The 21,676-nt window shown below is 71.7% G+C and carries 19 protein-coding genes; 13 read left to right on the top strand and 6 right to left on the bottom strand.

Annotated features, from left to right (window positions below; translation table 11 throughout):
• The first annotated feature begins 640 nt into the window (after positions 1-640).
• The 8 genes from ACFYR3_RS16525 to ACFYR3_RS16490 all read left to right on the top strand — a co-directional run bounded on the left by ACFYR3_RS16525 (position 641) and on the right by ACFYR3_RS16490 (position 7,992).
• Complete coding sequence (locus ACFYR3_RS16525) at positions 641-988, top strand: helix-turn-helix domain-containing protein (RefSeq protein ID WP_355850744.1); 348 nt, start codon at positions 641-643, stop codon at positions 986-988.
• 262 nt (positions 989-1,250) lie between these two features.
• The gene (locus ACFYR3_RS16520; RefSeq protein WP_355850816.1) at positions 1,251-1,466 is read left to right on the top strand and encodes a hypothetical protein; all 216 of its coding nucleotides are present in this window, start codon (positions 1,251-1,253) and stop codon (positions 1,464-1,466) included.
• 72 nt (positions 1,467-1,538) lie between these two features.
• A complete protein-coding gene (locus ACFYR3_RS16515; protein WP_355850747.1) occupies positions 1,539-1,904 on the top strand; it encodes a PRC-barrel domain-containing protein in 366 nt (121 codons plus the stop codon).
• Positions 1,905-2,200: 296 nt separating this feature from the next.
• Positions 2,201-3,121: a YihY/virulence factor BrkB family protein gene (locus ACFYR3_RS16510; protein WP_355850752.1), complete on the top strand. Its 921-nt coding sequence runs from the start codon at positions 2,201-2,203 to the stop codon at positions 3,119-3,121.
• A gap of 81 nt (positions 3,122-3,202) precedes the next feature.
• A complete protein-coding gene (locus ACFYR3_RS16505) occupies positions 3,203-3,481 on the top strand; it encodes a GlsB/YeaQ/YmgE family stress response membrane protein (protein WP_355850755.1) in 279 nt (92 codons plus the stop codon).
• 106 nt (positions 3,482-3,587) lie between these two features.
• A complete protein-coding gene (locus ACFYR3_RS16500) occupies positions 3,588-4,007 on the top strand; it encodes a hypothetical protein (protein ID WP_355850758.1) in 420 nt (139 codons plus the stop codon).
• On the top strand, positions 4,004-6,505 hold the full coding sequence (locus ACFYR3_RS16495; protein WP_389283514.1) for a tetratricopeptide repeat protein: 2,502 nt from the start codon (positions 4,004-4,006) through the stop codon (positions 6,503-6,505). The genes ACFYR3_RS16500 and ACFYR3_RS16495 overlap by 4 nt, the downstream gene beginning before the upstream one ends.
• Before the next feature lie 278 nt (positions 6,506-6,783).
• On the top strand, positions 6,784-7,992 hold the full coding sequence (locus ACFYR3_RS16490; protein WP_389283512.1) for a cysteine desulfurase-like protein: 1,209 nt from the start codon (positions 6,784-6,786) through the stop codon (positions 7,990-7,992).
• 73 nt (positions 7,993-8,065) lie between these two features.
• Here ACFYR3_RS16490 and ACFYR3_RS16485 read toward each other — a convergent pair whose 3' ends face one another.
• The 4 genes from ACFYR3_RS16485 to ACFYR3_RS16470 form a co-directional block, all read right to left on the bottom strand.
• The gene (locus ACFYR3_RS16485; RefSeq protein WP_389283603.1) at positions 8,066-9,127 is read right to left on the bottom strand and encodes a MerR family transcriptional regulator; all 1,062 of its coding nucleotides are present in this window, start codon (positions 9,125-9,127) and stop codon (positions 8,066-8,068) included.
• A gap of 373 nt (positions 9,128-9,500) precedes the next feature.
• A complete protein-coding gene (locus tag ACFYR3_RS16480; RefSeq protein WP_389283510.1) occupies positions 9,501-10,388 on the bottom strand; it encodes an oxygenase MpaB family protein in 888 nt (295 codons plus the stop codon).
• 313 nt (positions 10,389-10,701) lie between these two features.
• The gene (locus ACFYR3_RS16475) at positions 10,702-11,652 is read right to left on the bottom strand and encodes an ornithine cyclodeaminase family protein (RefSeq protein ID WP_389283508.1); all 951 of its coding nucleotides are present in this window, start codon (positions 11,650-11,652) and stop codon (positions 10,702-10,704) included.
• Entirely contained in the window at positions 11,649-12,665 is a 1,017-nt protein-coding gene (locus tag ACFYR3_RS16470; RefSeq protein ID WP_389283506.1) for an IclR family transcriptional regulator, read from the bottom strand. Before ACFYR3_RS16470 ends, ACFYR3_RS16475 begins: the two co-directional genes overlap by 4 nt.
• Before the next feature lie 142 nt (positions 12,666-12,807).
• Here ACFYR3_RS16470 and ACFYR3_RS16465 point away from each other — a divergent pair, with 142 nt between their 5' ends.
• Both ACFYR3_RS16465 and ACFYR3_RS16460 read left to right on the top strand, forming a co-directional pair.
• Positions 12,808-14,193, top strand: a complete 1,386-nt coding sequence (locus ACFYR3_RS16465; RefSeq protein ID WP_389283504.1) for an amidohydrolase family protein — start codon at positions 12,808-12,810, stop codon at positions 14,191-14,193.
• Entirely contained in the window at positions 14,190-15,269 is a 1,080-nt protein-coding gene (locus ACFYR3_RS16460; RefSeq protein WP_355850781.1) for a membrane dipeptidase, read from the top strand. Before ACFYR3_RS16465 ends, ACFYR3_RS16460 begins: the two co-directional genes overlap by 4 nt.
• 79 nt (positions 15,270-15,348) lie before the next feature.
• On the opposite strand, the gene ACFYR3_RS16455 is transcribed toward ACFYR3_RS16460, so the two are convergent.
• Positions 15,349-16,047, bottom strand: coding sequence for a hypothetical protein (locus ACFYR3_RS16455; protein ID WP_355850783.1), 699 nt, complete (start codon positions 16,045-16,047; stop codon positions 15,349-15,351).
• A 340-nt stretch (positions 16,048-16,387) separates the two neighbouring features.
• Between ACFYR3_RS16455 and ACFYR3_RS16450 the strand changes: the two genes are divergently transcribed.
• A complete protein-coding gene (locus tag ACFYR3_RS16450; RefSeq protein ID WP_355850786.1) occupies positions 16,388-17,737 on the top strand; it encodes a transaminase in 1,350 nt (449 codons plus the stop codon).
• Between the two features lie 44 nt (positions 17,738-17,781).
• Positions 17,782-18,222: an Lrp/AsnC family transcriptional regulator gene (locus tag ACFYR3_RS16445; protein WP_355850789.1), complete on the top strand. Its 441-nt coding sequence runs from the start codon at positions 17,782-17,784 to the stop codon at positions 18,220-18,222.
• A 16-nt stretch (positions 18,223-18,238) separates the two neighbouring features.
• Here the strand turns inward: ACFYR3_RS16445 and ACFYR3_RS16440 are convergent, their stop codons facing one another.
• Positions 18,239-20,509 carry an FUSC family protein gene (locus ACFYR3_RS16440; RefSeq protein WP_389283501.1) on the bottom strand — a complete coding sequence of 757 codons (2,271 nt, stop codon included), beginning with the start codon at positions 20,507-20,509 and terminating at the stop codon, positions 18,239-18,241.
• A 271-nt stretch (positions 20,510-20,780) separates the two neighbouring features.
• Here ACFYR3_RS16440 and ACFYR3_RS16435 point away from each other — a divergent pair, with 271 nt between their 5' ends.
• The gene (locus tag ACFYR3_RS16435) at positions 20,781-21,485 is read left to right on the top strand and encodes a GNAT family N-acetyltransferase (protein WP_355850795.1); all 705 of its coding nucleotides are present in this window, start codon (positions 20,781-20,783) and stop codon (positions 21,483-21,485) included.
• The last annotated feature ends 191 nt before the right edge of the window (positions 21,486-21,676 follow it).

Raw genomic sequence — 21,676 nt, 5'->3', positions numbered from 1 at the left:
GGCGCCCCCCCCCCGGGGGGGGGGTTTTCACGGGCCCGGGCGGGGCACCGCGCGCCCCCGATTTAGCTTGTTGTGGGCCCGGTAGGTTTTCTGGGGGGGGGGGGCCCCCCCCCCGGGGGGCCCCCCCCACCCCATTGCCCCTACTCGCCGCGATGTCGCCAGTACCAGAGCAGACCCGCGACGAAGGCGCACAGGAAGACGAGGGGCAGAATCAGTCCTGGGATTCGGGCCGCCGTCATGACAGGGCTCCGACAGGAGAACAGGCCCATGGGGACCAGGTGTTGGCCATTGCTTTTCGCTTTCGCCGAGCTGCCGGCCACCGGGGCGCGCGTCGACGGGAACCGTCCCGACGGCGGCCGCGCTCAGGTGGCGAGGGCTCAATGATGGCGGGAAGATCGGGCAATGGATCCCGGCTGGGAGCGGCTGGATCTGTGTGCGAGGAGATCCGGCGGGCGCGCGCCCATCCTTCGAACGGCTGAACTACCTTGTCGGCTTCCGCTCGTTCTCCTCCTGTGAGCATCGTCGAGGCGGAGATGAGGAATCGATGAGCCGACACCGCAAGGGCCGTAGGCACCGCAAGGTGAACATGACGCCGCGTCCGGTCGGAGCGAGGAGATCACCGCGCGCAGTGCGGGAGCAGGTGAGCACGCGTGAGACCCGGGTGGCACGGGCCCAGTCCCCGTTTCCCGGGCAGAACAAGAACGGGGAGCGGGCCGGCGTCGTGGCCAGGAAGGTGGGCGAAAGCGGTCTGAGCCGCCACGCCGTGCGTACGTGGGAGCGGTTGGCGGAAGCCGGCCCCGGCGGAGCCGGGATCGCCGAACTCAGCGCGGCCGTGGGCTTCCAGCGCTCCACCGTGCTCGGGCACCTGAAGGGCCTGGCCGAACTCGGGCTGGCCGAGGACCACGAGAGTTCGTGGCGGGCGACCGGCCCGGTGGAGGGTGCGGAGGCGCGTGAGGGCGTACGGGCTTCAGCCGGGAGTACTTCCTAGGGCGGTGGCCTGAGGGAGCGCTTGCCAGGGTGGCTGAGCGAGCTCTTGCCGACGGGCACTTGCCAGGGTGAAAGCCCGGGCAAGTGCCCGTCGGCGTTCGCTGAGCCGTCCGTCGTCTCTCCCCGTCCCTTGTGCCAGAGGTTCGCCGGACATGCCGCAATCCCGGCGGGAGCGGCGGGTGAGACCGGCGGATGACGCGGATTCATCAGGCGACGCAGTGTCGGGTGGCTTTCTCGGGGCATTCGGATCCCATCGTTTCGACATGGCCTGTCAACCATCGACCATCGACAAGGGAGATCTCATGCTCGGCATCGCCGCGGCCGTACTGCTGTTCATCGCGTTCCTGATCAACGCCGGGGACGTTTCGACCAATCATGTGTTCACGTCGACCAACGTCATGCTCATAGGGCTCGCCCTGCTCGCTCTTCACCTCTCCGGCGTCGGCGGCGGCTGGACGACGCGCAGCCGCCGCCGCTGACGGCCGGGCAATTCCGCCGAGTGCGGACGGGACAGCGGGATATCTGCAGCCGACGAGCCGACGGAGGAAAATATGGCGGTCGACGGAATCTGGTCGTACGCACCGGAGTTCAACCACCCTGAAGTGCACGAACTGGCCGGCTACAGCGTTGAGGCGACCGACGGGACCATAGGACACGTCGACCGGCAGGCGGACGACCCCGGGATGCGGCACCTGATCGTCGACACCGGTGTGTGGGTGTTCGGGAAGAGCGTGCTGGTGCCCGCGGGTGTCGTCGCCGGCATCGACACGGAGTCGCGGAAGATCACCGTCGCGTGCACCCGCGAGCAGGTCAAGTCGGCGCCCGTGTTCACGACCGACCGCGAGACCCTCGACCCCGCGTATCTGTCGAGCGTCGGGAGCTACTACCGGAGCCTGCCGCCGAGGCGGCCCGCATGAGCCGTCGTTGAGGCGTACGGGGACTCGCGCGTGGAAGGAGAGCCACGACCGACCCCGCCAGGCATGGGGCGGGAACGCCGGCCGGACCGGCGCCGAGAGGTGAGGGATGAGCAGACGAATCGTCGGAGTGTTCCCAAAAGCACGGGACGTTGCCGCCCTGTGCCGGGACTTCACCTGGGACCTCACCCGGCTTCCCACGCGGTTTCCCGCACGGGGCCTCACTCGGGTCCTCACCCGGCTCCCCACGCGGGACCTCACCCGGATACCGATCGCCGGCCGCCCCCACCGGACCGCGTATGTCCGCTGAATCCGGGCCGAACGGCGCCATCGAGGCGGTCCGACCTGCGCGGCTCCGCCGGTACGGGTCGCGGCTGCCCGCTCTCTGGTGGCCGGCGCTGCGCCGCACCCCGGTCTCGATGTGGAACGACGACGTCTCCGACTGGGCGGCCGCTCTGACGTACTACGCGATCCTGGCGGTGCTGCCGGCCATGCTGGTCATGGTCATCGCCTTCGGCCTGATCAGTCCGGACACCGCCGAGCAGTTCATCGCACACGTCACGGCGTACGCACCGGCACAGTCGGGGGCGGAACTGCACCAGGCGCTGGGGGAGATGCTGCGCCAGCGATCCGCCGCCTGGACTCTGCTGGTCGCCGGTTCCGCGAGCGCTCTCTGGTCGGCCTGCAGCTACCTCGCGGTGTTCCGCCGGGCCCTGCACCGGATGCACGACGTGGCGGACCGCCGCTCGGCCTGGCGCACCGCGCATCGACTGGTACTGACCGCGCTGGCGCTGCTCGGACTGCTCGTCGTGAGCGCGCTCGTCCTGCTGCTGACCGGCCCCGTCGCCGAGGCCGCCGGCCGCGTCTTCGGGCTGGACGGCACGGTGGCCGTGGCCTGGAACCTGCTCCGCTGGCCCCTGCTGATGTGCCTGGTGTCCCTGCTGGTCCTCGTCGTCTTCCACACGGGTCCGCCACCCGCCAGGCGTCGGTACAGCCTGCCCGGCGGCCTCCTGGCAGCGTTCCTCTGGCTGGCCGTCTCCGCCGGATTCGCCCTGTACGCCTCCGGCTTCGGCACGTACAGCAGGCTCTACGGCTCTCTCGCGGGCCCCGTCGTCTTCCTCGTGTGGCTGTGGCTGTCCAACCTCGCGCTGCTCGCCGGGGCGCAGTTCACGGTCGAACTGAACGGGGCCGCGGTCGCGAGGAATCGGGCAACTGTTTGAGATTCACAGGTTTGTTCCGGCCGGGACGGCGCAGACGGACTGAGGAAGTCACATCTTGTACGGACGGACGGTGGAGGAACTGTGGGAATCATCGCTTGGATTCTGATCGGGTTGCTTGCCGGGGCCATTGCCAAGCTGCTCCTGCCGGGCAAGGACCCGGGCGGGATCATCATCACCATGCTGATCGGTGTCGCGGGAGGCCTGCTGGGCGGCTGGCTGGGCAAGGTCGTCTTCGGCGTCGACTCGATCGACGGGTTCTTCGACGTGTCGACCTGGGTCGCCGCCATCGCCGGATCGCTCATTCTTCTGGTTCTGTACCGGGTGCTGACGGGCAACCGCCGGTCGCACCGCCACGCGTAGGGGCAACGGGCCCGTTCGGCGCGTCATGACTCACGGCCTGGGGCCGGCACCGGAGCTTCCGGGTGCCGGCCCCAGGCCGTGAGTCGTCCATCGCAAGCCCGTCCGAGTGAAGGCTGTGGTCCTGCCCCGGCACCGGTTCGCCGGAACCGTGCGGGCCGTGCCTGGCGTCGTGGAAGCATGGTTCGTCGACTGGTTGAGCGCTAGGGGGCGTCGGATGGGTCGGACGGGGCGTTGGCTGCTGGTGGTTGTCGGGTCGTTGGTGGTGTTCGGGTTGTGCGTGCTGCTGGGTGATCTGTTGTTGCCGTGGGACCAGTCGACGCGGATCGGGACGGGTGCGGGCGCCGGCGCAGTTGTCGCAGGTGTGCTGGGGGCCTGGGCGGCGTCCCTGATCGGATCCTCGGCCCAGCCGACTGCCACGACGCCCGGCGCATCGTCCGCGTCGACCGCATCGGGCGACCGGTCGGTGGCGACGCAGGAAAATTCCGGGGTGATCATCACGGGGGACAACGGCACCGTTCAGCGATGACCAGGGCACAGACACCAGATGCTTCGGGAGGCCGTTCCGCTGCCGCCGGGCACAACTCCGGGGTGATTGCCACCGGCGATCAGGCCCGGATCGAGCAACGGAACCTCATCGTGACTCCCGCTGCGTTGCCGGCGGCCATTCGGGACGGGGACATTCCGAGGCTGAGCAACCTGCCCGCCCCGGACAGCCGCGTGTTCAAGGGGCGCGACGACGCCCTCACACTGCTGGGCGAATTGCCGTCGACCGGGACCGGAATCGTGGCGCAGACGGTGCGCGGCATGGGTGGGGTGGGCAAGAGCACCCTGGTCCTGCACCACGCCCACGCCCGTCTGGCGGCCGGGCACGGGCCGGTGTGGTGGATCGAGGCATCCTCAACCGCCGCTGTCACCGCTGGACTTGCCTCCCTGGCCGCGGCACTGAACCCGGTGCACACCGCGCTCCCCCTGGACGAAGCAGCTGCGTGGGCCGTGACGTGGCTGCAGGGCCGCACCGGATGGCTGGTCGTCTTCGACAACGCGGAAGAACCCACCTGTCTGCGCCCCTGTCTGGGCCGCCTGCGCACGGGGCAAGTACTGGTCACCACACGCCGTGACCTTCCGTGGCAAGACCTTGGCACCCCGTTGCGTCTGGAGACCCTCGCCCCCGGGGCGTCGCTCGCCGTTCTCCAGCAGATCACCGGACGCCACAGCGACACGGACGCGGCAGCGCTGGCCGAACTCGCCGACGAACTCGGGCACCTGCCGCTGGCCCTGCAGCAGGCCGGCGCCCACCTCGCCCAGACCCGGACCAGCGCCGACGGCTACCTCGCGCAACTTCGCACCGATCCTGCCGGTGTCCTCGCGGCCACACCCCCCGGTGATCCGCAACAGCGCACCATTGCCCGGTTGTGGAGCGTCACCCTCAACACCCTGTACACCGACACCCCCGACGCCGTGGAGTTGCTACGCGTTCTCGCTCACTGCGCGCCTGATCCGCTGCCCCGCCACGTTCTGACCACGGCCCTGCCCACACCGCAGGCCGTCGATCACGCTCTGGGCATCCTGGCCGCCTACAGCATGATCACGCTCACCGACGCGACCGTTACCATCCACCGCCTCGTGCAGACCGCACTGCGCACCGAGACTCCAGAGCCCGTTCCGCTGTCGCAACGCCGAGGCATACGGCGGCTCCTGGGCCGATCCCGACGTGCCTCCGGGCCGCACCCGAGCGAATCCGCTCTCGCCCTGATGCGAGCCGCCGTGCCTTCCGGCCGTCCCGACGACCTGCGGAACTGGCCGGAGTGGCAATCGCTGGTGCCGCACGTACAAGCCGTGGGCAGACACCACCGTGGCCGTAGAACGGTTGCTGATCTGGCAACTCTGCTGGGAGAAGCGGCTGTCTACCTCTCGGCCCGAGGACAGGAAGCCCAAGCCCTGCCCATGAAGGAGCGGGCGTTGCGGATCACCGAGGCCGCCTCCGGCCCCGACCACCCCGACACCGCGACGCGCCTCAACAACTTGGCATACACCCTCAGCAACTTGGGCCGCGGCAGCGAGGCCCTGCCCCTGCTGGAGCGGGCGTTGCGGATCACCGAGGCCACCCGTGGCCCCGACGACCCCGACACCGCCACCTGCTTGAACAACCTGGCATCCACCCTCGGAAACCTGGGCCGTCACACAGAAGCCCTGCCCATGAAGGAACGGGCGTTGCGGATCACCGAGGCCGCCCTCGGTCCGGATCACCCCGACACCGCTCTCGGCCTGGGCAACCTGGCGTCCACCCTCGGCAACTTGGGCCGCTACAGCGAAGCCCTGGGACTGGAAGAGCGGGCGTTGCGGATCGCCGAGGCCGCCCACGGCCCCGACCATCCCGACACCGCACTCCACCTTGGCAACCTGGCTTACACCCTCGGCAACTTGGGCCGCAGCAGCGAGGCTCTGCCACTGTTTGAACGGGCGTTGCAGATCGCCGAGGCCACCTTGGGGCCGGACCACCCCGATACCGCCCTCCAGATGAACAACCTGGCGTTCGTCCATAGCGTGCTGGGACGCCATGCCGAGGCCCTGTCCATGAACGAGCGGGCGTTGCAGGTCACCGAGGCCGCCCTCGGCCCGGACCACCCGGACATCGCAACGTGCCTCAACAACCTTGCATACAGCCACAGCGGCCTGGGTCGTCACAGCGAGGCTCTGCCACTCCTGGAGCGGGGGCTGCAGATCACCGAGGCCGCCCTGGGACCCGACCACCCCGACACCGCTCGCAGGCTGGCCAACCTGGCGCACACCCTGAGCGAGCTGGGACGCCATGCCGAGGCCCTGCCCATGCGGGAACGGGCGTTGCGGATCACCGAGGCCGCCCTCGGCCCGGACCACCCCGACACCGCCCTCAGCCTGGGCAACCTGGCATCCGCCCTCAGAGCCTCGGGCCGTTACAGCGAGGCCCTGTCACTGGCAGAGCGGGCGCTACAGATCACCGAGGCCGCCCTGGGGCGCGACACTCCGACGCCGCCCTCCACCTGAACAGCCTCGCCGCACTCCACGTTCGGCTGGAAGACATGCCGGATGACGAACCCGAATCACCCGCGTAGTCAAGCCGGCCCAGGGCGGATGGGAGGGAGCGGAGGCTGGATGCGGTGATGTGCTGTGCCCAGGACCCGGCGCCGCCTTCCCGCCGTGGCGGGCGTCCTGCCATGATCACCGGAGAACGTTTGCGCCCGCCCGATCATGTGGCTCCTGCCCGCCGGACCGCTGTCCGGGCCGACCGGCGTGGGCCGCGACGCCGCCCGTGAGGAGCCCGAGTGACGTACGACGTCGGCGCACTGCGCGCCGAGATCCCCGCCCTGCTGTCCGGTGTCGCGCACTTCGACGGTCCGGGCGGAACGCAGACCCCGGCCCGGGTCGCCGGGGCGATCGCGGACGCGCTCACCGGCCCGCTGTCGATCCGGGGGCGCCTGACACCGGGAGAGGCGAACGCCGAGGGTCTCGTCCAGGGGTTCCGGCAGGCGGTGGCCGACCTCGTGGGCGGCCATCCCTCCGGGGTCGTCTTCGGCCGCAGCGCCACCCAGCTCACGTACGACTTCTCCCACACGCTCGCGAAGGACTGGGCCGCCGGTGACGAGGTCGTTGTCAGCCGCCTCGACCACGACGCCAACATCCGGCCCTGGGTCCAGGCGGCGCAGCGGGTCGGCGCCCGCGTGCGTTGGGCCGACTTCGATCCGCAGACGGGTGAACTCCCGCCCTCGGCGGTGGGCGACCTGCTGACCGAACGCACCCGGCTGGTCGCGGTCACCGCCGCCTCGAACCTGATCGGGACCGTGCCCGACATCGCCGAGATCTCACGTCTGGTCCGCCGGCACACGCGGGCACTGCTCTTCGTGGACGGCGTGCACTACGCGGCGCACGTCTTCGTCGATCACGCGCGGCTCGGTGCCGACTTCTTCGTGTGCTCGCCCTACAAGTTCTTCGGCCCGCACCACGGTGTCCTCACCGCCTCCCCGCAACTGCTGGAGGAACTGCGCCCGGACAAGCTGCTGCCGTCCACCGACGCGGTCCCCGAGCGCTTCGAACTGGGAACACTGCCCTACGAGTTGCTCGCCGGCACCACTGCCGCGATCGATGTCCTCGCCGGGCTCGCCACCGTCACGACGGGCGGGCGCAGAGACCGGCTGCGGTCGGCCTTCGCGGCGATCGAGCGGCACGAGGGAGCGTTGCGCGAGCGGCTGGAGGCGGGTCTTGCCGAGCTTCCCGGTGTCACGGTTCGCTCGCGCGCGGCCGATCGCACGCCCACCCTGCTGCTGACGTTCGACCACCGGGACGCGGCCGACGCCTATCCGTTCCTGGCGGCGCGCGGCGTGCACGCGCCCGCCGGATCGTTCTACGCGGTGGAGGCGTCCCGGCACCTCGGCCTCGGCGACAGCGGTGGCCTTCGCGTCGGACTCTCGCCGTACAACGACAAGGACGATGTCGACCGGCTGCTGGAGGGCCTGGCCGCTTTCCTTCGGTCGTAGGCACAGGGGCGGTTTCAGGTGTCGCGGGGCGAGGTGCCGGGCCAGGCCCGGCCGGGCGGGCGCGATGTCGTCGTCAGGTCACGGGGGCGCTGTCGTCGTCGGGCCGGTGGTCCGGCGCGGTGATCAGACGGAGCGCTTCGGCCAGGTGACGTGGGCGGAGGAGACCCGGGCCGGACTGCTCGCCCCAGCCCGGTCCGCTCAGCAGGACCTGGCTCCGCGTTCGCGCTCCACGTACTCCCCAGCGTGTCGCGGCGATGTGACGGGCGAGCGGAGGGTTCGCCGTGGACCGCGACTGCGACCACAGGACCACCGCCGGAGGACCGACGCGCCGCACCGTCGCCATGAGCGCCTCGGGCGGAACGGCCCCACCGAGCGTCAGGACGGGTACCCGCCGTTCCGCCAGCGCCGCGTTGAGCGCCTCCAGCGGCAGGGTGTGCTGCTCGTCCGGAAGACAGGCCAGCAGCACGGGCGACGCGGTGGCGTGCGCCGCGTGCCCCGCCGCGGACACATAGACATGCCGCAGGGTGGCGGAGACGTGCCAGGACAGGAGGTGTTCGACCTCGACGTAACGGTCGCCCGAGGACTCCCACTTGCGGCCGACCGCCCGCAGGGTGGGCACCATCACTTCCTCCCAGGCTCTGGTGAGGCCGTGGGACCGGACCGCGGCCGCCAGTTGTTCCTGGACGGCGAGGGCGTCCAGACGGACGGCGGCACGCGCGAGACCCCGGCAGTCCTGGCCCACGTCACCCAACGGCAGCCCGGTGCCCGACCGTGACCCCACTGTTCCCGGGCGCGGGGCGGTCATCGCCGACCGCTCCGGAATCCGGACGCCGGCGCGCGTCCGGGCGGCGAGGAGTGGGGATACCGCGACACGGCCGCGCCGAGCCGCCTCCTTCGCCGCGCGGGCGGCCTCGGCGGGAGGCAGGCCCACGGCGGTCAGCCGGCACATCTCCTGGACCATGGCCACGTCATCGGGAGACCAGCGGCGGTGGTGGCCGTCGGCTCGCACCGCGGGCCCCAGCCCGTACCGTCGGTCCCAGGAACGCAGCGTCGTGGGCGACACCCCGAGCCTCCGCGCCAGGAATCCGGTGGTCACTCCCGCGTCGGCGGTCTCCGTCCCCTGGTGGGCGCTCAGTTCCACGGGGCGGCCCCCGGAGGAACGGCGGACGACGGTCCGGCGGCAGCGGCGCCCCACCCACGGGTTGAGGGGCCCGGTGTGCGGCGGCAGCAGATCATGTCGGGGCCTCGCCTCGATTCCGGAGCCGTCCGGGACCGACCGGTCCGCCGGGCTCACCCCTGCTTCGGCGCGGGGCCGCCCACCGGATGCAGCGAACCGACCCGTCGTGTCGACCGGGTCGCCCCGCCTCCCTCGGGTGGGACCACACGGGGCCCGCCAGAGGCTCACTTCCCGAGCTGGAGCGGCCCTCGTCCTTGGGCCGAACCGAGGCCGGCCGTCTTGCTGTCGGCCGCACCGAGCCGACAGCCGTGGCGACCGGAGCGGTGGCCGGTCAGGCGACCGCCGCGGCGGTTCGCGCGCGCTCCGGTGCCATCGCCCAGCGCACGGCCGACGTGAACGCGCAGCCGAGCGGACGTACACACACGCTGTCCACCAACTGCAGGCGCGGCAGCCGCAATTCGGCGGCGGCCCAAAGGGGCAGCAGGGACACCGCGTTCGCGGCGAGCACCCCGTACGGGAGGCGGGCGACGAGCGGCACCGGCGGGTTCAGCAGGAGGAACCGCGCGGCATCGCGTGCCTCCGGCGTCGCCCGCACCTCCCCGCGGTACGCGGTCAGCCGCTCCGTGAGCTCGGCACGGTTCGTCGGCGGGTCCAGGACGCCCAGCGCGGCCGCGACCCGGGCCGTGTCCGCCACGTACGCGTCGTAGTCGGCGTCGGACAGCGGGCGCGCGCCGTACCGCTGATGCGCGCGCAGGAAGCTGTCGATCTCCGCGACGTGGACCCAGCCGAGGAGGTGCGGATCCGCCGCGTGGTACGCCGTTCCCTCAGAGGTCACCCCGCGCACCCGCTCATGGACCGCCCGTACCCGGTCGCAGGCCTCCTGGGCGCTCTCGGCCGTCCCGTAAGTCGTCACCGCGAGGAAGGTGGAGGTGCGCTGGAGCCTTCCCCAGGGGTCCCCGCGGAAGCCGGAGTGCGCGGACACGGCGGCCATGGCGAGCGGGTGGAGCGACTGGAGCAGCAGCGCGGAGAGCCCGCCGATGAACATCGACGCGTCACCGTGCACCGTGCGGATGGGGCGGTCCGGGCCGAACCAGCGAGGTCCGGGCGTGCCGTGGATGAGGGCGCGGTTCTTCGGCCCGTCCGGGCCCGCGACCCGGGTGAACAGAGCGCTCCCCAGCCGTTCCCGCACTCCGCCGCCGTCCGCTCCGCTCAGTCTCATCGGGGTGATGGCCTCCCTCCGCGTCGTGTTCCGTCGAGCCCGCGACCTCGCCGGAACCGGCCAGGTCGATCGGTCGGCCCACGCCACAGGCTGGGCCGCCCGCGGTGAGTTCGTCGCCACAGGGCCCGGCGGATGCGGTCCGCGACCGTGGGTCCCGGGGTGGCGCGCGCACCGGCGGAAGCACCCTTCAGCATGGCTGAACTCGGGGAAGAAAGTCCACGGGTGGACGGTGGCCGCCGTCGGCGACGTCCACCGCAACCCGCGCAGTGCCCGTGACGCGGTTCCGCCGCACACTCGCGATCATGGATACGGCTCACATGGCGATGCGGGTGCCCCATGCCTCCGCGCGGGCCACGGTGTGGGCGACGTGGGCGGCCGCGACGTCCAGGGCGGCATGCCCGGTCGACTTGAACAGGGTGAGTTCGTCGCCGTCGCGCCGCCCGGGGTGTTCGCCGCCCAGGACCGAGCCGAGGAGCGTCACGGACCGCTCGGGCGGGAGGTCCTGCAGCTCGTGTGCGCCGGAGGGGGGCCGGGTCGTGGCGGCGCCGCGCCACTCGGCGAAGAGGGTGGCGTCCCGGACGGTCTCGGCGTCCAGCTCGGGTCCGTGGGAGCCGCCCACGGAGCTGATGTGCGTGCCGGGGGCGAGCCACGCGCGACGGATCACCGGCCGCACGGCTCCGGTGCAGCAGAACACCGTGTCGGCCCCGCGCACCGCCTCCTCGATGCCGTCCGTGACCCGGCCGACGGGGTGGAGGGCGGCGGCGCTCTCGGCACGCCGGGGATCGCGGCCGGCGACGGAGACGGGGGTCTTGGGATCCAGGGCCGCGAGCAGCGCGATCTGCGCACGCGCCTGGGCACCGGTTCCGATGACGACGACCCCGGTGGCGTCCGGACGGGCCAGGGCCCGAGCGCTCAGCGTGGCGGTCGCCGCGGTGCGGATCTCGGTGAGGGGCTCGGCGTCCATCAGGGCCAGCGGGCGGCCGTCCGCCTCGTCGAAGAGCGCGACGATGCCCCGGTGACTGCTGCGTCCGGGCCGTGCCGGGTCGGCGAACACGGAGACGAGCTTGGCCGCGAGGCCGAGACCGGGCACATGACCGGGCATCGCACCGAGCAGGCCGCCCGGCGCGTGCGCCGCGATCCGCGGCGGCGCGGAGACCTTTTCACGGCAGACGGCGACGAGTGCCGCCGCCACGGCCTCCAGGACACGGTGCGGATCGAGCGCGGCGCGCGTCTGCGCCCCGTCGAGGAAGAGGAGCTCGCTCATGCCGGACTTTCGGTGGAGATGGAGTTGGAGGTTGCCGTGGGCGTGGACGGGGGTGCGTGCTGGGACGTGGGTGTGGCCGCGGGCCGGGACGAGGACACCGGATCGGAAGGTGTCTGTCCGGAGTTCCCGGACCCTTCGGAGTCCCCGGAGTCCCCGGAGTCCCCGGACCCTTCGGAGTCCCCGGAGTCCCCGGAGTCCCCGGAGTCCCCGGACCCTTCGGAGTCCCCGGAGACCGCGGAGACCGCGGGGGCTCCGGAGGTTCCGAAGTCTCCGGGGCCGGAGAGGATCCGTCCCAGGTCGTCCGTCGCCTCGCGCAGCCGCTCCCGCAGGTGGGGAAGCCGGGCCTCGTCGAACTCCGGGCCCAGGCCGACCAGGGTGAGGGCGCAGACGGGCGCGCCCGGACGGGTGATCACGGCACGGGCGAGCGAGGCGACCGGCTGTTCGTTGCGCCCGTACTCGACGGCGAATCCGGTCCGTTCGGCACGCTCGATGTCGGCCAGCAGCCCGTCGGCTCCGGTCAGCGGGTGCCCGGCCTCCTCCGCGACACGCAGGTAGGGGACCCGGTCGGACGCGGAGAGGGCGGCCACGAGGGCGAGCGGACCGGCGAACCGGTGAGCGGGCAGCGCCTCGCCGGTCAGACTGCTGATCATCGCCAGGCGGTCGGGGCGTACGACGTCGATCACGCGTGAGCGGTCGACCTCGGGCACCTGAAGGTTGACCATCATGCCGGTGCGCTCGGACAGCGCCGCGAGAACCGGTCGGGCGAGCGCTCCGAGCGAGTTCCTGGCCGCCGAGGACGACAGTTGCAGGACCGCAGTGCCGGGCAGATAGCGGTCACCGGCGCGCAGCACCCAGCCACGCCGGACCAGGTCGACGAGCACGCGATAGGCGGTCGCGCGATGCAGGCCGACCTCCTCGGCCAGGTCGGTCAGACGCGGGGGCTGGGACGCGCGGGCCACGGCCTCGACCAGGTCCAGGGCCTTGTCCACCGCGGTGCGGGGTGCTTCGGACACTTCCGACCCCTCCTTGTGGCGTCGTGAGATGCGAGCGTACGGTAGCGCATGTTGCGAGAGACGATACGTCTGTTACGTAGAGCGTAACAACGGTCGGATCGAGCTCCTGACCGGTCCGGACAGAGTGACTGCTGAGGTGAAGATGACGGACGAGGCTTCGGGCGCACCGGCCCCGCACGCTCCCGCGCTGAAGGGAACCGTCGCGGTGTACCGCGGCGCGACGCTGTTCGACGGAACCGGGCGGGCTGCCCGGGGCGCGACGTCGATCGTGATCGACGGCCCGGTCATCCGCGCCGTCGGGGACGATGCAGTGATCGCCGAGAACCTGCCCGCCGTCGCCCAGGTCTTCGACCTCGACGGCCGCTTCGTCGTCCCCGGCCTGATCGACGCGCATCAGCACATCGCGACGCCGCCCGACCGGCCCGTCGCCGAGGCGGTGCTGCGCCGGCTGGTCCGCAGCGGGGTCACCGCCATCCGCGACATGGCCGACGACCTGCGCCAGGTGGGCGACCTGGCGAGGGCCACGCTCGTCGGCGAGATCCCCGGCCCCGACATCCGGTACGCCGCACTGATGGCAGGCCCCGGCTTCTTCGACGACCCGCGCACCCACCAGGTGTCCCAGGGCGAGACGCCCGGCGCCGTGCCGTGGATGCAGGCGATCACGAAGGACACCGACCTGCGGCTGGCCGTCGCACTGGCGCGCGGAACCCACGCCTCCGCGATCAAGGTGTACGCGGATCTCGACCACACCACCGTCGCCGCGATCACCGAGGAGGCGCACCGCCAGGGCATCCCCGTCTGGGCCCACGCCACCGTCTTCCCGGCCACGCCCGGCCAGATCGTCACGGCCGGCGTGGACAGCGTCTCGCACGTCACCCTGCTCGCGTTCGAGGGCACGGACGAACCGCTGATCAGCTACAAGAACAAGCCGCGGGTCGAGTACGAGCGGTTCGCCGCCGGCGACGACCGTCGTATCGAGCAACTCTTCGCCCTGATGCGGCAGAAGGGCACCGTCCTCGACGCGACCGCGGGCATGTGGGCGAGCGAGGCCCTCGCGGGCGACGGTCCCGAGGACGCGGCGCGGGCGGCGGCCAACACCGAACTCGCCGCCGTGCTCACCGCCCAGGCCCACCGGGCCGGTGTCGACATCGCGACCGGGACGGACTACGAGACCGATCCCAAGGACCCCTTCCCCGCCCTGTACGCGGAGTTGGCGTTCCTCGTGCGCCGCTGCGGGATGTCGCCCGAGCAGGTGCTGCGTTCGGCCACGCTGATCGGCGCCCGGAGCGCCGGCGCCGAGGACATCATGGGCAGCGTCGAGGCGGGCAAGCTCGCCAACTTCGTCGTCCTGGAGGACGATCCGCTGCGGGACATCGAGCATCTGCGCAGCGTCACGCTGACCGTCAAGCGAGGCCGGCGCTTCGAGCGCCGTGACTTCGAGAGCACCAGTGCCGGGCGGCCCGACCGCGTCCAGCCCCCCGCGGCCGAAGAGCCCGCGGCGACCCACCCCGTCGAGGAGACCCGATGACCGCCCTCCCCATGATCATCAACGCGCTCGGGCAGCTCGACAACCCGAATGCTCCCCAGTCGGCCGAGGCCGCCGCGCAGCTCAACCCCTCCAGCGAGCAACTGACCGTCGACGCCCGCACGTTGGCCGACGCGCACGCCTCGGGCCTCACCGCCGTCAACGTCACGCTCGGCTACACGATGGGCGACCTGCCCCCGTACGAGCACACCCTGCGCGAGATCGCCGTCTGGGACGGGATCATCCGGGACAACGCGGCCGACCTCCTCAAGGTCCGTACGGTCGCCGACCTCCACCGGGCCAGGGAGGAGGCCCGGATCGGTGTCATCTACGGCTTCCAGAACGCGGTCGCGGTCGGCGAGGACACCGGGCGCGTCGCCACCTTCGCCGACCTCGGCGTGCGGGTCGTCCAGCTCACGTACAACCAGGCCAACCACATCGGCGACGGCTCGATGGCGCCCGCCAACCGGGGACTGACCGACTTCGGCCGGAGCGTCGTCGAGGCGCTCGACGAGCACCACCTCATGGTCGACCTCTCCCACAGCGGTGAGCGCACCTGCCTGGAGGCCGCCAAAATGGCGCGGCGCCCCGTTTCGATCAACCACACCGGTTGCCGGGCGCTCGCCGACCTCCCCCGCAACAAGACGGACGAGGAACTGCGCCTGGTGGCCTCGCGCGGCGGCTTCGTGGGCATCTACTTCATGCCCTTCCTGAACGTGTCGGGCCACGCGACGGCCGCGGACGTCGTGGAGCACATCGTCCACGCGGTCAACGTGTGCGGCGAGGACCACGTCGGCATCGGTACCGACGGCTCCGTCACATCCATCGACGACCTCGACGCCTACCGCGCGCATCTCGCCGAACATGTGGCCCTGCGGCGCGAGGCCGGTGTCGGCGCGGCGGGGGAGCGCGACGACACGCTTCCCTTCGTGCTCGACCTGCGCGGAGTGGACCAGTTCCGGGAACTCGTCCGCCTCCTGGAACGGCGCGGCTACACCGCCGAGCGCATCGAGAAGATCCTCGGCAGGAACTTCCTGGACTACGCCGACCGGGTGTGGGCCCCGGAGGTCTCCCGGTAGCCGACTCCGGCACCAGGGCGCCGCGGCGGACAGCCCATCGGACGGACCTGCGCCGCCGCCCGACCGACCCTGTTCCCGGTCATCCGAAAGCCGGCAGCCCCGTGACCCGTACGCGTACGAGCGGGCCCTCGGCCGAGGCCGTTCCGGAGGTCGCTTCGCCGCTCGGGTCCGGGGTCGGTGACTGCGTGGCCTCTCCGGGCGTGCCGCTCGGTGAAGGGGACGGCGAGCCGGACGCCTCACCGGCCGGAGCGGCGGGGGCGACGCGCGGAGGTGTCGCGCTGGGCCGACCACTCGGCGAGACGGCCGAGGGAGAGGGTGCCGCGCTCGCGCCGTGGCGAGGCGGCTGCTGGGACCCGGCGCCGACCCGTTGGTCGGCGGCCGGGTCGCCCGTCGGCACGGTCACGTGCCCGGCGGGCAGCCCGCGCGGATTCTTGAACGCGTCATCACGCCCCACGGCCGAGGGGGACGGGGTGCCCGTGGGCCGTTCCTCGACACGCGAGGCGGCGCCGGCTGCCGAGGAGTCCTTGTGCGCCTTCCGTACCCCGTTCGGCAAGGACAGCCAGGGCGCGGCCGAGTCCCTCCCGCTCACCAGGGCCGCGAGGGCCGTGGCGAAGCAGACGCAGGAGACCGCGACGATCCAGCCCATGCTGCGCAGCCAGGAACGCCGCCGCCCGCTCTCGTCGACGAACACGGCCCCTTCACCGGACGTGAGTACTTCCGTCCTGCTCGGTCCCGCACAGGTGGATTCCCCCGTGGATTCCCCCGTTGTCCCTGCCATGCCCCGCTCCTTGACGATTCTTGTCGCCGGTCGCACACCGGCGACTGCGCGCTGATCCGGATGGCGACTCCGCGCTGATCCAGAGATACGAAGGCGATCACTGGTTGACTCATTCCGACCGGTTGTGATGCATCTAGGGCGGGTTCTGTTTGGCAAGGCGAGTGTCGAATCGAGCGTCACCGCAGCGGAATCCGTTGTCGATGCAGTCGAATCGATCGTCTTACCTTGCCCTCGCGGTGCATACGTTCGTACTCTTGCTGAATCCGCTCGCGACGGAGCTCGCCGATCGAGCTCGCCCACTGAGTTCACCTTCAGAGTTCACCGACAGAGGAGTCCCTCGATGGACCGCACTCGCCTGCAGCAGCTCCTGGCTCGTGAGAGCGCCGAGGTCGAGCGCCGCAACCCGCGGTCCAAGGCCGCGTACGAGCGCGCCGACCACCTGTTCGGCAGGGTCCCGATGACCTGGATGAACAAGAACGCGGGGGCCTTCCCGCGCTATCTGGACACCGCGCGCGGCGCCCGCATCACCGACATCGACGGGCACGAGTACATCGACTTCTGCCTCGGCGACACGGGCGCGATGGCCGGTCACTCCCCGGAGGTGGTGGCAGAGGCGGTGCGCACCCGGTTCGCCGAGAGCGGCGGCGCGACCGCGATGCTCCCCACCGAGGACGCCGAGTGGGTGGGCGCCGAACTGACCCGCCGCTTCGGGCTCGCGCGCTGGAGCTTCTCGCTCACCGCGACCGACGCCAACCGCTGGTCCATCCGGCTGGCACGGGCGGTCACCGGCCGCCCGAAGATCCTGGTGAACAGCTACAGCTACCACGGCAGCGTCGACGAGTCGCTGATCGTGGTCGGCCCGGACGGGCACGGCACGGCCCGCCCCGGAAACGTCGGCGCCCCCTGCGATGTCACCCTCACGAGCCGCGTCGCCGAGTTCAACGACCTGGCTCAGCTGGAGCGCGAACTCGCCCACGGCGACGTCGCCGCCGTCCTCATGGAACCCGCGCTCACCAACATCGGCATCGTGCTGCCCGAGCCGGGCTACCTCGAAGGCGTCCGCGCCCTCACGCGCCGGTACGGGACCCTCCTCATCAACGACGAGACGCACACCTTCTCCGCGGGCCCCGGCGGCTGCACCGCCGCCTGGGGACTGGAGCCGGACCTGCTCACCATCGGCAAGGCGATCGGCGGAGGGATCCCGGCCGGCGCGTACGGGCTCTCGGCCGAACTCGCCGACAGACTGCTCGGCCGCGCCGACCTGGACCTGGTCGACATGGGCGGCGTCGGTGGCACCCTCGCCGGGAACGCTCTCTCGGTGGCCGCGACGCGCGCGACCCTGGAACACGTCCTCACCGACGCGGCGTTCGACACCATGGCGAAGCTCTCCGAACGCTTCGAGGCCGGGGTGCGGGCGGGCATCGAGGAGTGGACCCTGCCGTGGTCGGTGAGCCGGCTCGGAGCCCGTACCGAATACCGGTTCGCCGACCCCGCGCCGCGCACCGGAACGGAATCGGCCGCGGCGGCCGACACCGAGCTGGAGGACTTCCTCCACCTGTACCTCGCCAACCGGGGCATCCTGCTGACCCCGTTCCACAACATGGCGCTCATGTGCCCGGCGACCACCGAGGAGGACGTGGACCGGCACACCGACGTCTTCGCCGCGGCCCTGGCCGAACTGGTCGGCTGAACGACCCCGTTAACCTTGGACCGGGTCAGCCGGAGAGGAAGAGCGTGGACGAGATCGACCGGGCCATCCTGCGTGAACTGCAGATCGACGGCCGTATCGCCTATGCCGAACTCGGCCCCAAGGTCGGGCTGTCCGCGTCGGCGGCCCGCCAGCGCCTGCAACGACTCCTCGACTCGCAGGCGGTCCAGGTCGTCGGGGTCACCGACCCGATGGGCATGGGCGGTCAGGCGATGGCCCTGCTCGGCATCGCCGTGGACGGCGATCCCCGAGCGGTCGCCGACGCGCTGGCCGAACGGACCGAGGTCGTCTACTCGGTGCTGACTTCGGGCGGCTTCGACCTGTTCGCCGAGGTCGTCTGCCCGGTACCGAGGGATCTGCTGGACTTCGTCAACGACGTCGTACGGCAGATCGAGGGCGTCCGGCAGGTGCAGTCGTTCCCCTACTTCGGAATCCACACGCACCGGTTCCTTTGGAACGTGGGCTGAGCGCCCCTCGCCGCCGCTACCGGGCCCCGCTCGGGGACGCCCTCTTGTCGGGCGTGGAGATCCGCACCCCCAGCGGGCGGGCCAGACCGATCACCCCTTCGTCCAGGCGCTGGAGATGCCGCAGGACCCGGCCCGTGACGCGGTCGTGCCGGGGAGATTCCGGCTCCTGCGGCTCCAGCATGGAGGCGAGGCTCGGACCGGTCTCCGCGACGCCGTCACCGGCGTCGTCCTCGACCCGTGCGACGAGGACCTCGATGTTGTGGCTGATCCGGCTGCCCGCCAGCTTGAGCCGCGGGTCCGCGGCGACCGTCCCGCTGTAGGGAACGAGTTCGGCCGTCGCAGCCAGCGATCGCGCGTGATAGGCGCACGTCTCCAGCAGGGCGACGATGTAACGGGCGGTCTGACGGCGAGCCCGCCACGGTGTGATCGGATGGGTCAACGGTTTGGTGGATGACCGCAGATCGTCCAGCGCCGCGTCCAGATCGCGGGCCTTGTCCAGCAGATCGAGGGCGATCCCGCCGCTCAGCTGCTCCACCGCCGCGCCGCTGACGTCCCCGAGCCGGGTCAGCACGGTGGCGAGGAGCTCGTCCGTACGGCGGTCGGTGGGCACCGGAAGGACCAGGGCGGCCGCGATCACTCCGCAGGCCGCACCGAGCGCCGTCTCCTCGATCCGCAGGACGAGCACCGCCGAACTGTACGTGTTGAGCACGGTGTACAGCAGTCCCAGCATCGCCGTGACGAAGAAGGACTGCAGGGCGTACGACACCGGGGCGGTGAAGTACATGGCGAAGATGAACAGCAGTACCAGCGCGAACGCGGTCCAGGGGTGGTCGCCCACCACACCCGCCAGGGCGACACCCGCGATGACGCCGAGGACCGTGCCCAGGAGCCGGCGATATCCCTTGACCAGGATCTCCCCGGTCGAGGAGGTGTTCAGGAAGACGACCCAGCAGGTCAGCACCGCCCAGTACCACCGCTGCGGGAAGAGCAGCTCCCCGCCGACGATGGCCAGCGCCGAACCGACCGAGACCTGCACCGCCGCCCGGGTCGTGGGCCGGTCCAGCCCTCGGGGGTGCGGCTCGTCCTGCTCCACCTCGGCGACGATGGCGACGTCCTCGGCGTCCAGTTCCTCGCGGGAACGGGTTGTCTCGGGGGAGTCGTCGGACTCGTCCTCGGGTCCGTCGAGCGCCAGCCGCAGCCCGAGGGCGGCGCGGGCCGTCTCTCCGATGCCGCGGAAGACATCCTGCACGGCCGCCGGGGCACGGGGCAGGTTCTCCTCGTCCCGGTAGCCGAGCAGCCGGTTGCGCAGCTGTGCCATCCCTGCGCCGTCCCCGGCGGAGGACGGGCGGGTGACCAGTAGCCGCAGCGCGTCGAGATCACGGTGCAGGATCGCGGTCGTCTCGTCCTGTGCCCGGAGCCGGTCACCGGGCGCGGGCAAGGGCGCGTGCGGCAGATGCAGGGCGAGCGTGTCGGCGCTTTCGGCGCTGCGCGCCGTGAGGATGAGCAGACCGAGCCGCTCGGCGGCGATCTCGGCATCGGCGATCCGCCGCTGGAGCAGCGAGGCACTCGCACTGTCGCTGGTCCCCTCCTCCAGGCGGTTCTGGATCATCATCGCGCTCTCGTGCAGCCGCGCGGTGTGCAGTCGTACGTCGTCCAGGGCGTCCTCGACCCCGTCGGGAGCGGCGTCGAGCAGCTCGGTCTGGGCGGACACCAACTGGGCCACGCGGGCCCGGAACGCCTTGCGCAGCCGCGTGAGGACGCGCTCGGGCGTCTCGGCGACGAGGACGAAGCGGGCCACCGCGCTGCAGGCGAAGGCGATGACCAGGGTGGCGTACAGCCCGGGAAGGGCGGCGGGGCCGGCTCCGAGGAACAGGGAGATGAAGTAGACCTGGAAGCCGATCAGGCCGAGTGCCGTACCGCGATCACCGTACCGCCGGCAGTAGACCGCGACGAAGATGAGCGCGATGAAGCACACGTCGCCCGCGACCACATGGCTGCTCAGCAGCGCGCCCAGCGACATCGCGACGACGGCCACGGGCAGGCCGAGCGCCAGCGTCCGGGCCTGCTCGCGGCGCTGCTTCTCCTTGATGGCGAAGGTCGCGACCATGGCGGTCGTGGCGCCGGGCACCATCTGGGCGACATCGGCTCCGAGTACGCCGAGAACGGCCAGCGCGAGGGCGACGGCGCCGACGGTCCGTAGTCCGGCCATGAGCCGCAGCAGACCCGGATCGGATGCCGAGAACCGGTTCCAGATGCCCGCCCGACTCGGCCGTGCCACTGTCCTCACGCTGCCACTTTTCGCCGCTCCCGCGTCTTGATCCGGAATTCCAGCATGGCACCGTGCGGCGCCCCGCGCCGAGTCTCCCCGCCCGGAAACGGTCACGCAGTTCTCGGGCGGCCGCCCGGTGGCCGCCCGACGGCCTGGCGTTCGGCGGCCGGTCTCGGCCGGTCGTGCGGATCGTGCCGGACGCGCCCGGCGGGGTCCCGGTGGCCGTCGTTGTAAGGAGGCCGCGTCGGATCTCTTGTGGGAGCGCTCCCATGGCGTCAGGATGCCGTGTATGAACCCATCGCCGATCATTCGCGCCTACCGGCCCGCCGACCGTGCCGCGGTCGCCGACGTGTGTGTGAGCACCGCGGACGAGGGAGGGGATTCGCGTGCCCGGTATCCCGACGAGGAGTTGATGCCGGCGATCTTCGCCGAGCCCTACTGCCATCTGGAGCCCGAACTGGCCTTCGTCCTGGACGACGGGGGCGGTCGGGCGGTCGGCTATGTGATCGGCACGGGGGACACCGCGGAGTTCGTCGCGCGGTTCCGTGACACATGGATCCCGCGTGTCGCCCACCGCTATCCCGCCCTCACGGCACCGCCGCGCACGCCCGCTGAGGAGATGGTCGGGCTGCTGCACACCCCCGAGCGCATGATCCTGCCCGAACTCGGCGACTACCCGGCGCACTTGCACATCGACCTGCTGCCGGACTTCCAGCGGCGCGGCTACGGAAGGGCGCTGATGAACACCTTCCTGACCGCACTGCACGACCGCGGGGTGCCAGCCGTCCACCTGGGCATGGTCACCGCCAACAGGCCCGCGCGGGCCTTCTATGACCGTCTCGGCTTCCACCGGATTCCCGTCGGCGACCCCGGGCCGCTCACCTACCTGGGGAGGTCGACGGTGGTGGAGGCGCCGACGCCCGCCGAACGGCCGGTGACCGTACCCGTGTCGGGAGGTTCCGAGCGTTCATGGCCGCACGGGTGCGAGGGGTGATGCCGGCCGACGCCGACCGGCCTGTGACGGGTGCCTCTGTTCCGGGCCGGAACAGGCGTCCTGGATCCGGCGCGTCACGGGCGCGGGGGGGGCCGGGGGGGGGGGGGCCCCCCCCCCGCCCCCCGGCGGCCCCCGGCCCCGGCCCCCCCCCCGGGGGCGGCGCCGCCCCCGCCGGGGGGGGCGGGGGGGCC

The sequence above is a fragment of the Streptomyces sp. NPDC005784 genome, assembly GCF_042871525.1.
In the GTDB taxonomy this organism is placed as follows: domain Bacteria; phylum Actinomycetota; class Actinomycetes; order Streptomycetales; family Streptomycetaceae; genus Streptomyces.
This window is presented reverse-complemented; position numbering and strand designations above follow the sequence as displayed.

What these genes read in the sequence shown, in the direction of transcription:
- ACFYR3_RS16435 (WP_355850795.1), top strand. Translation starts at nt 20,781, where the DNA reads ATGAACCCATCGCCGATCATTCGCGCCTACCGGCCCGCCGACCGTGCC.
- ACFYR3_RS16515 (WP_355850747.1), top strand. Translation starts at nt 1,539, where the DNA reads ATGGCGGTCGACGGAATCTGGTCGTACGCACCGGAGTTCAACCACCCT.
- ACFYR3_RS16465 (WP_389283504.1), top strand. Translation starts at nt 12,808, where the DNA reads ATGACGGACGAGGCTTCGGGCGCACCGGCCCCGCACGCTCCCGCGCTG.
- ACFYR3_RS16475 (WP_389283508.1), bottom strand. Translation starts at nt 11,652, where the DNA reads ATGAGCGAGCTCCTCTTCCTCGACGGGGCGCAGACGCGCGCCGCGCTC.
- ACFYR3_RS16495 (WP_389283514.1), top strand. Translation starts at nt 4,004, where the DNA reads ATGACCAGGGCACAGACACCAGATGCTTCGGGAGGCCGTTCCGCTGCC.
- ACFYR3_RS16460 (WP_355850781.1), top strand. Translation starts at nt 14,190, where the DNA reads ATGACCGCCCTCCCCATGATCATCAACGCGCTCGGGCAGCTCGACAAC.
- ACFYR3_RS16520 (WP_355850816.1), top strand. Translation starts at nt 1,251, where the DNA reads ATGGCCTGTCAACCATCGACCATCGACAAGGGAGATCTCATGCTCGGC.
- ACFYR3_RS16455 (WP_355850783.1), bottom strand. Translation starts at nt 16,047, where the DNA reads ATGGCAGGGACAACGGGGGAATCCACGGGGGAATCCACCTGTGCGGGA.
- ACFYR3_RS16480 (WP_389283510.1), bottom strand. Translation starts at nt 10,388, where the DNA reads ATGAGACTGAGCGGAGCGGACGGCGGCGGAGTGCGGGAACGGCTGGGG.
- ACFYR3_RS16450 (WP_355850786.1), top strand. Translation starts at nt 16,388, where the DNA reads ATGGACCGCACTCGCCTGCAGCAGCTCCTGGCTCGTGAGAGCGCCGAG.
- ACFYR3_RS16510 (WP_355850752.1), top strand. Translation starts at nt 2,201, where the DNA reads ATGTCCGCTGAATCCGGGCCGAACGGCGCCATCGAGGCGGTCCGACCT.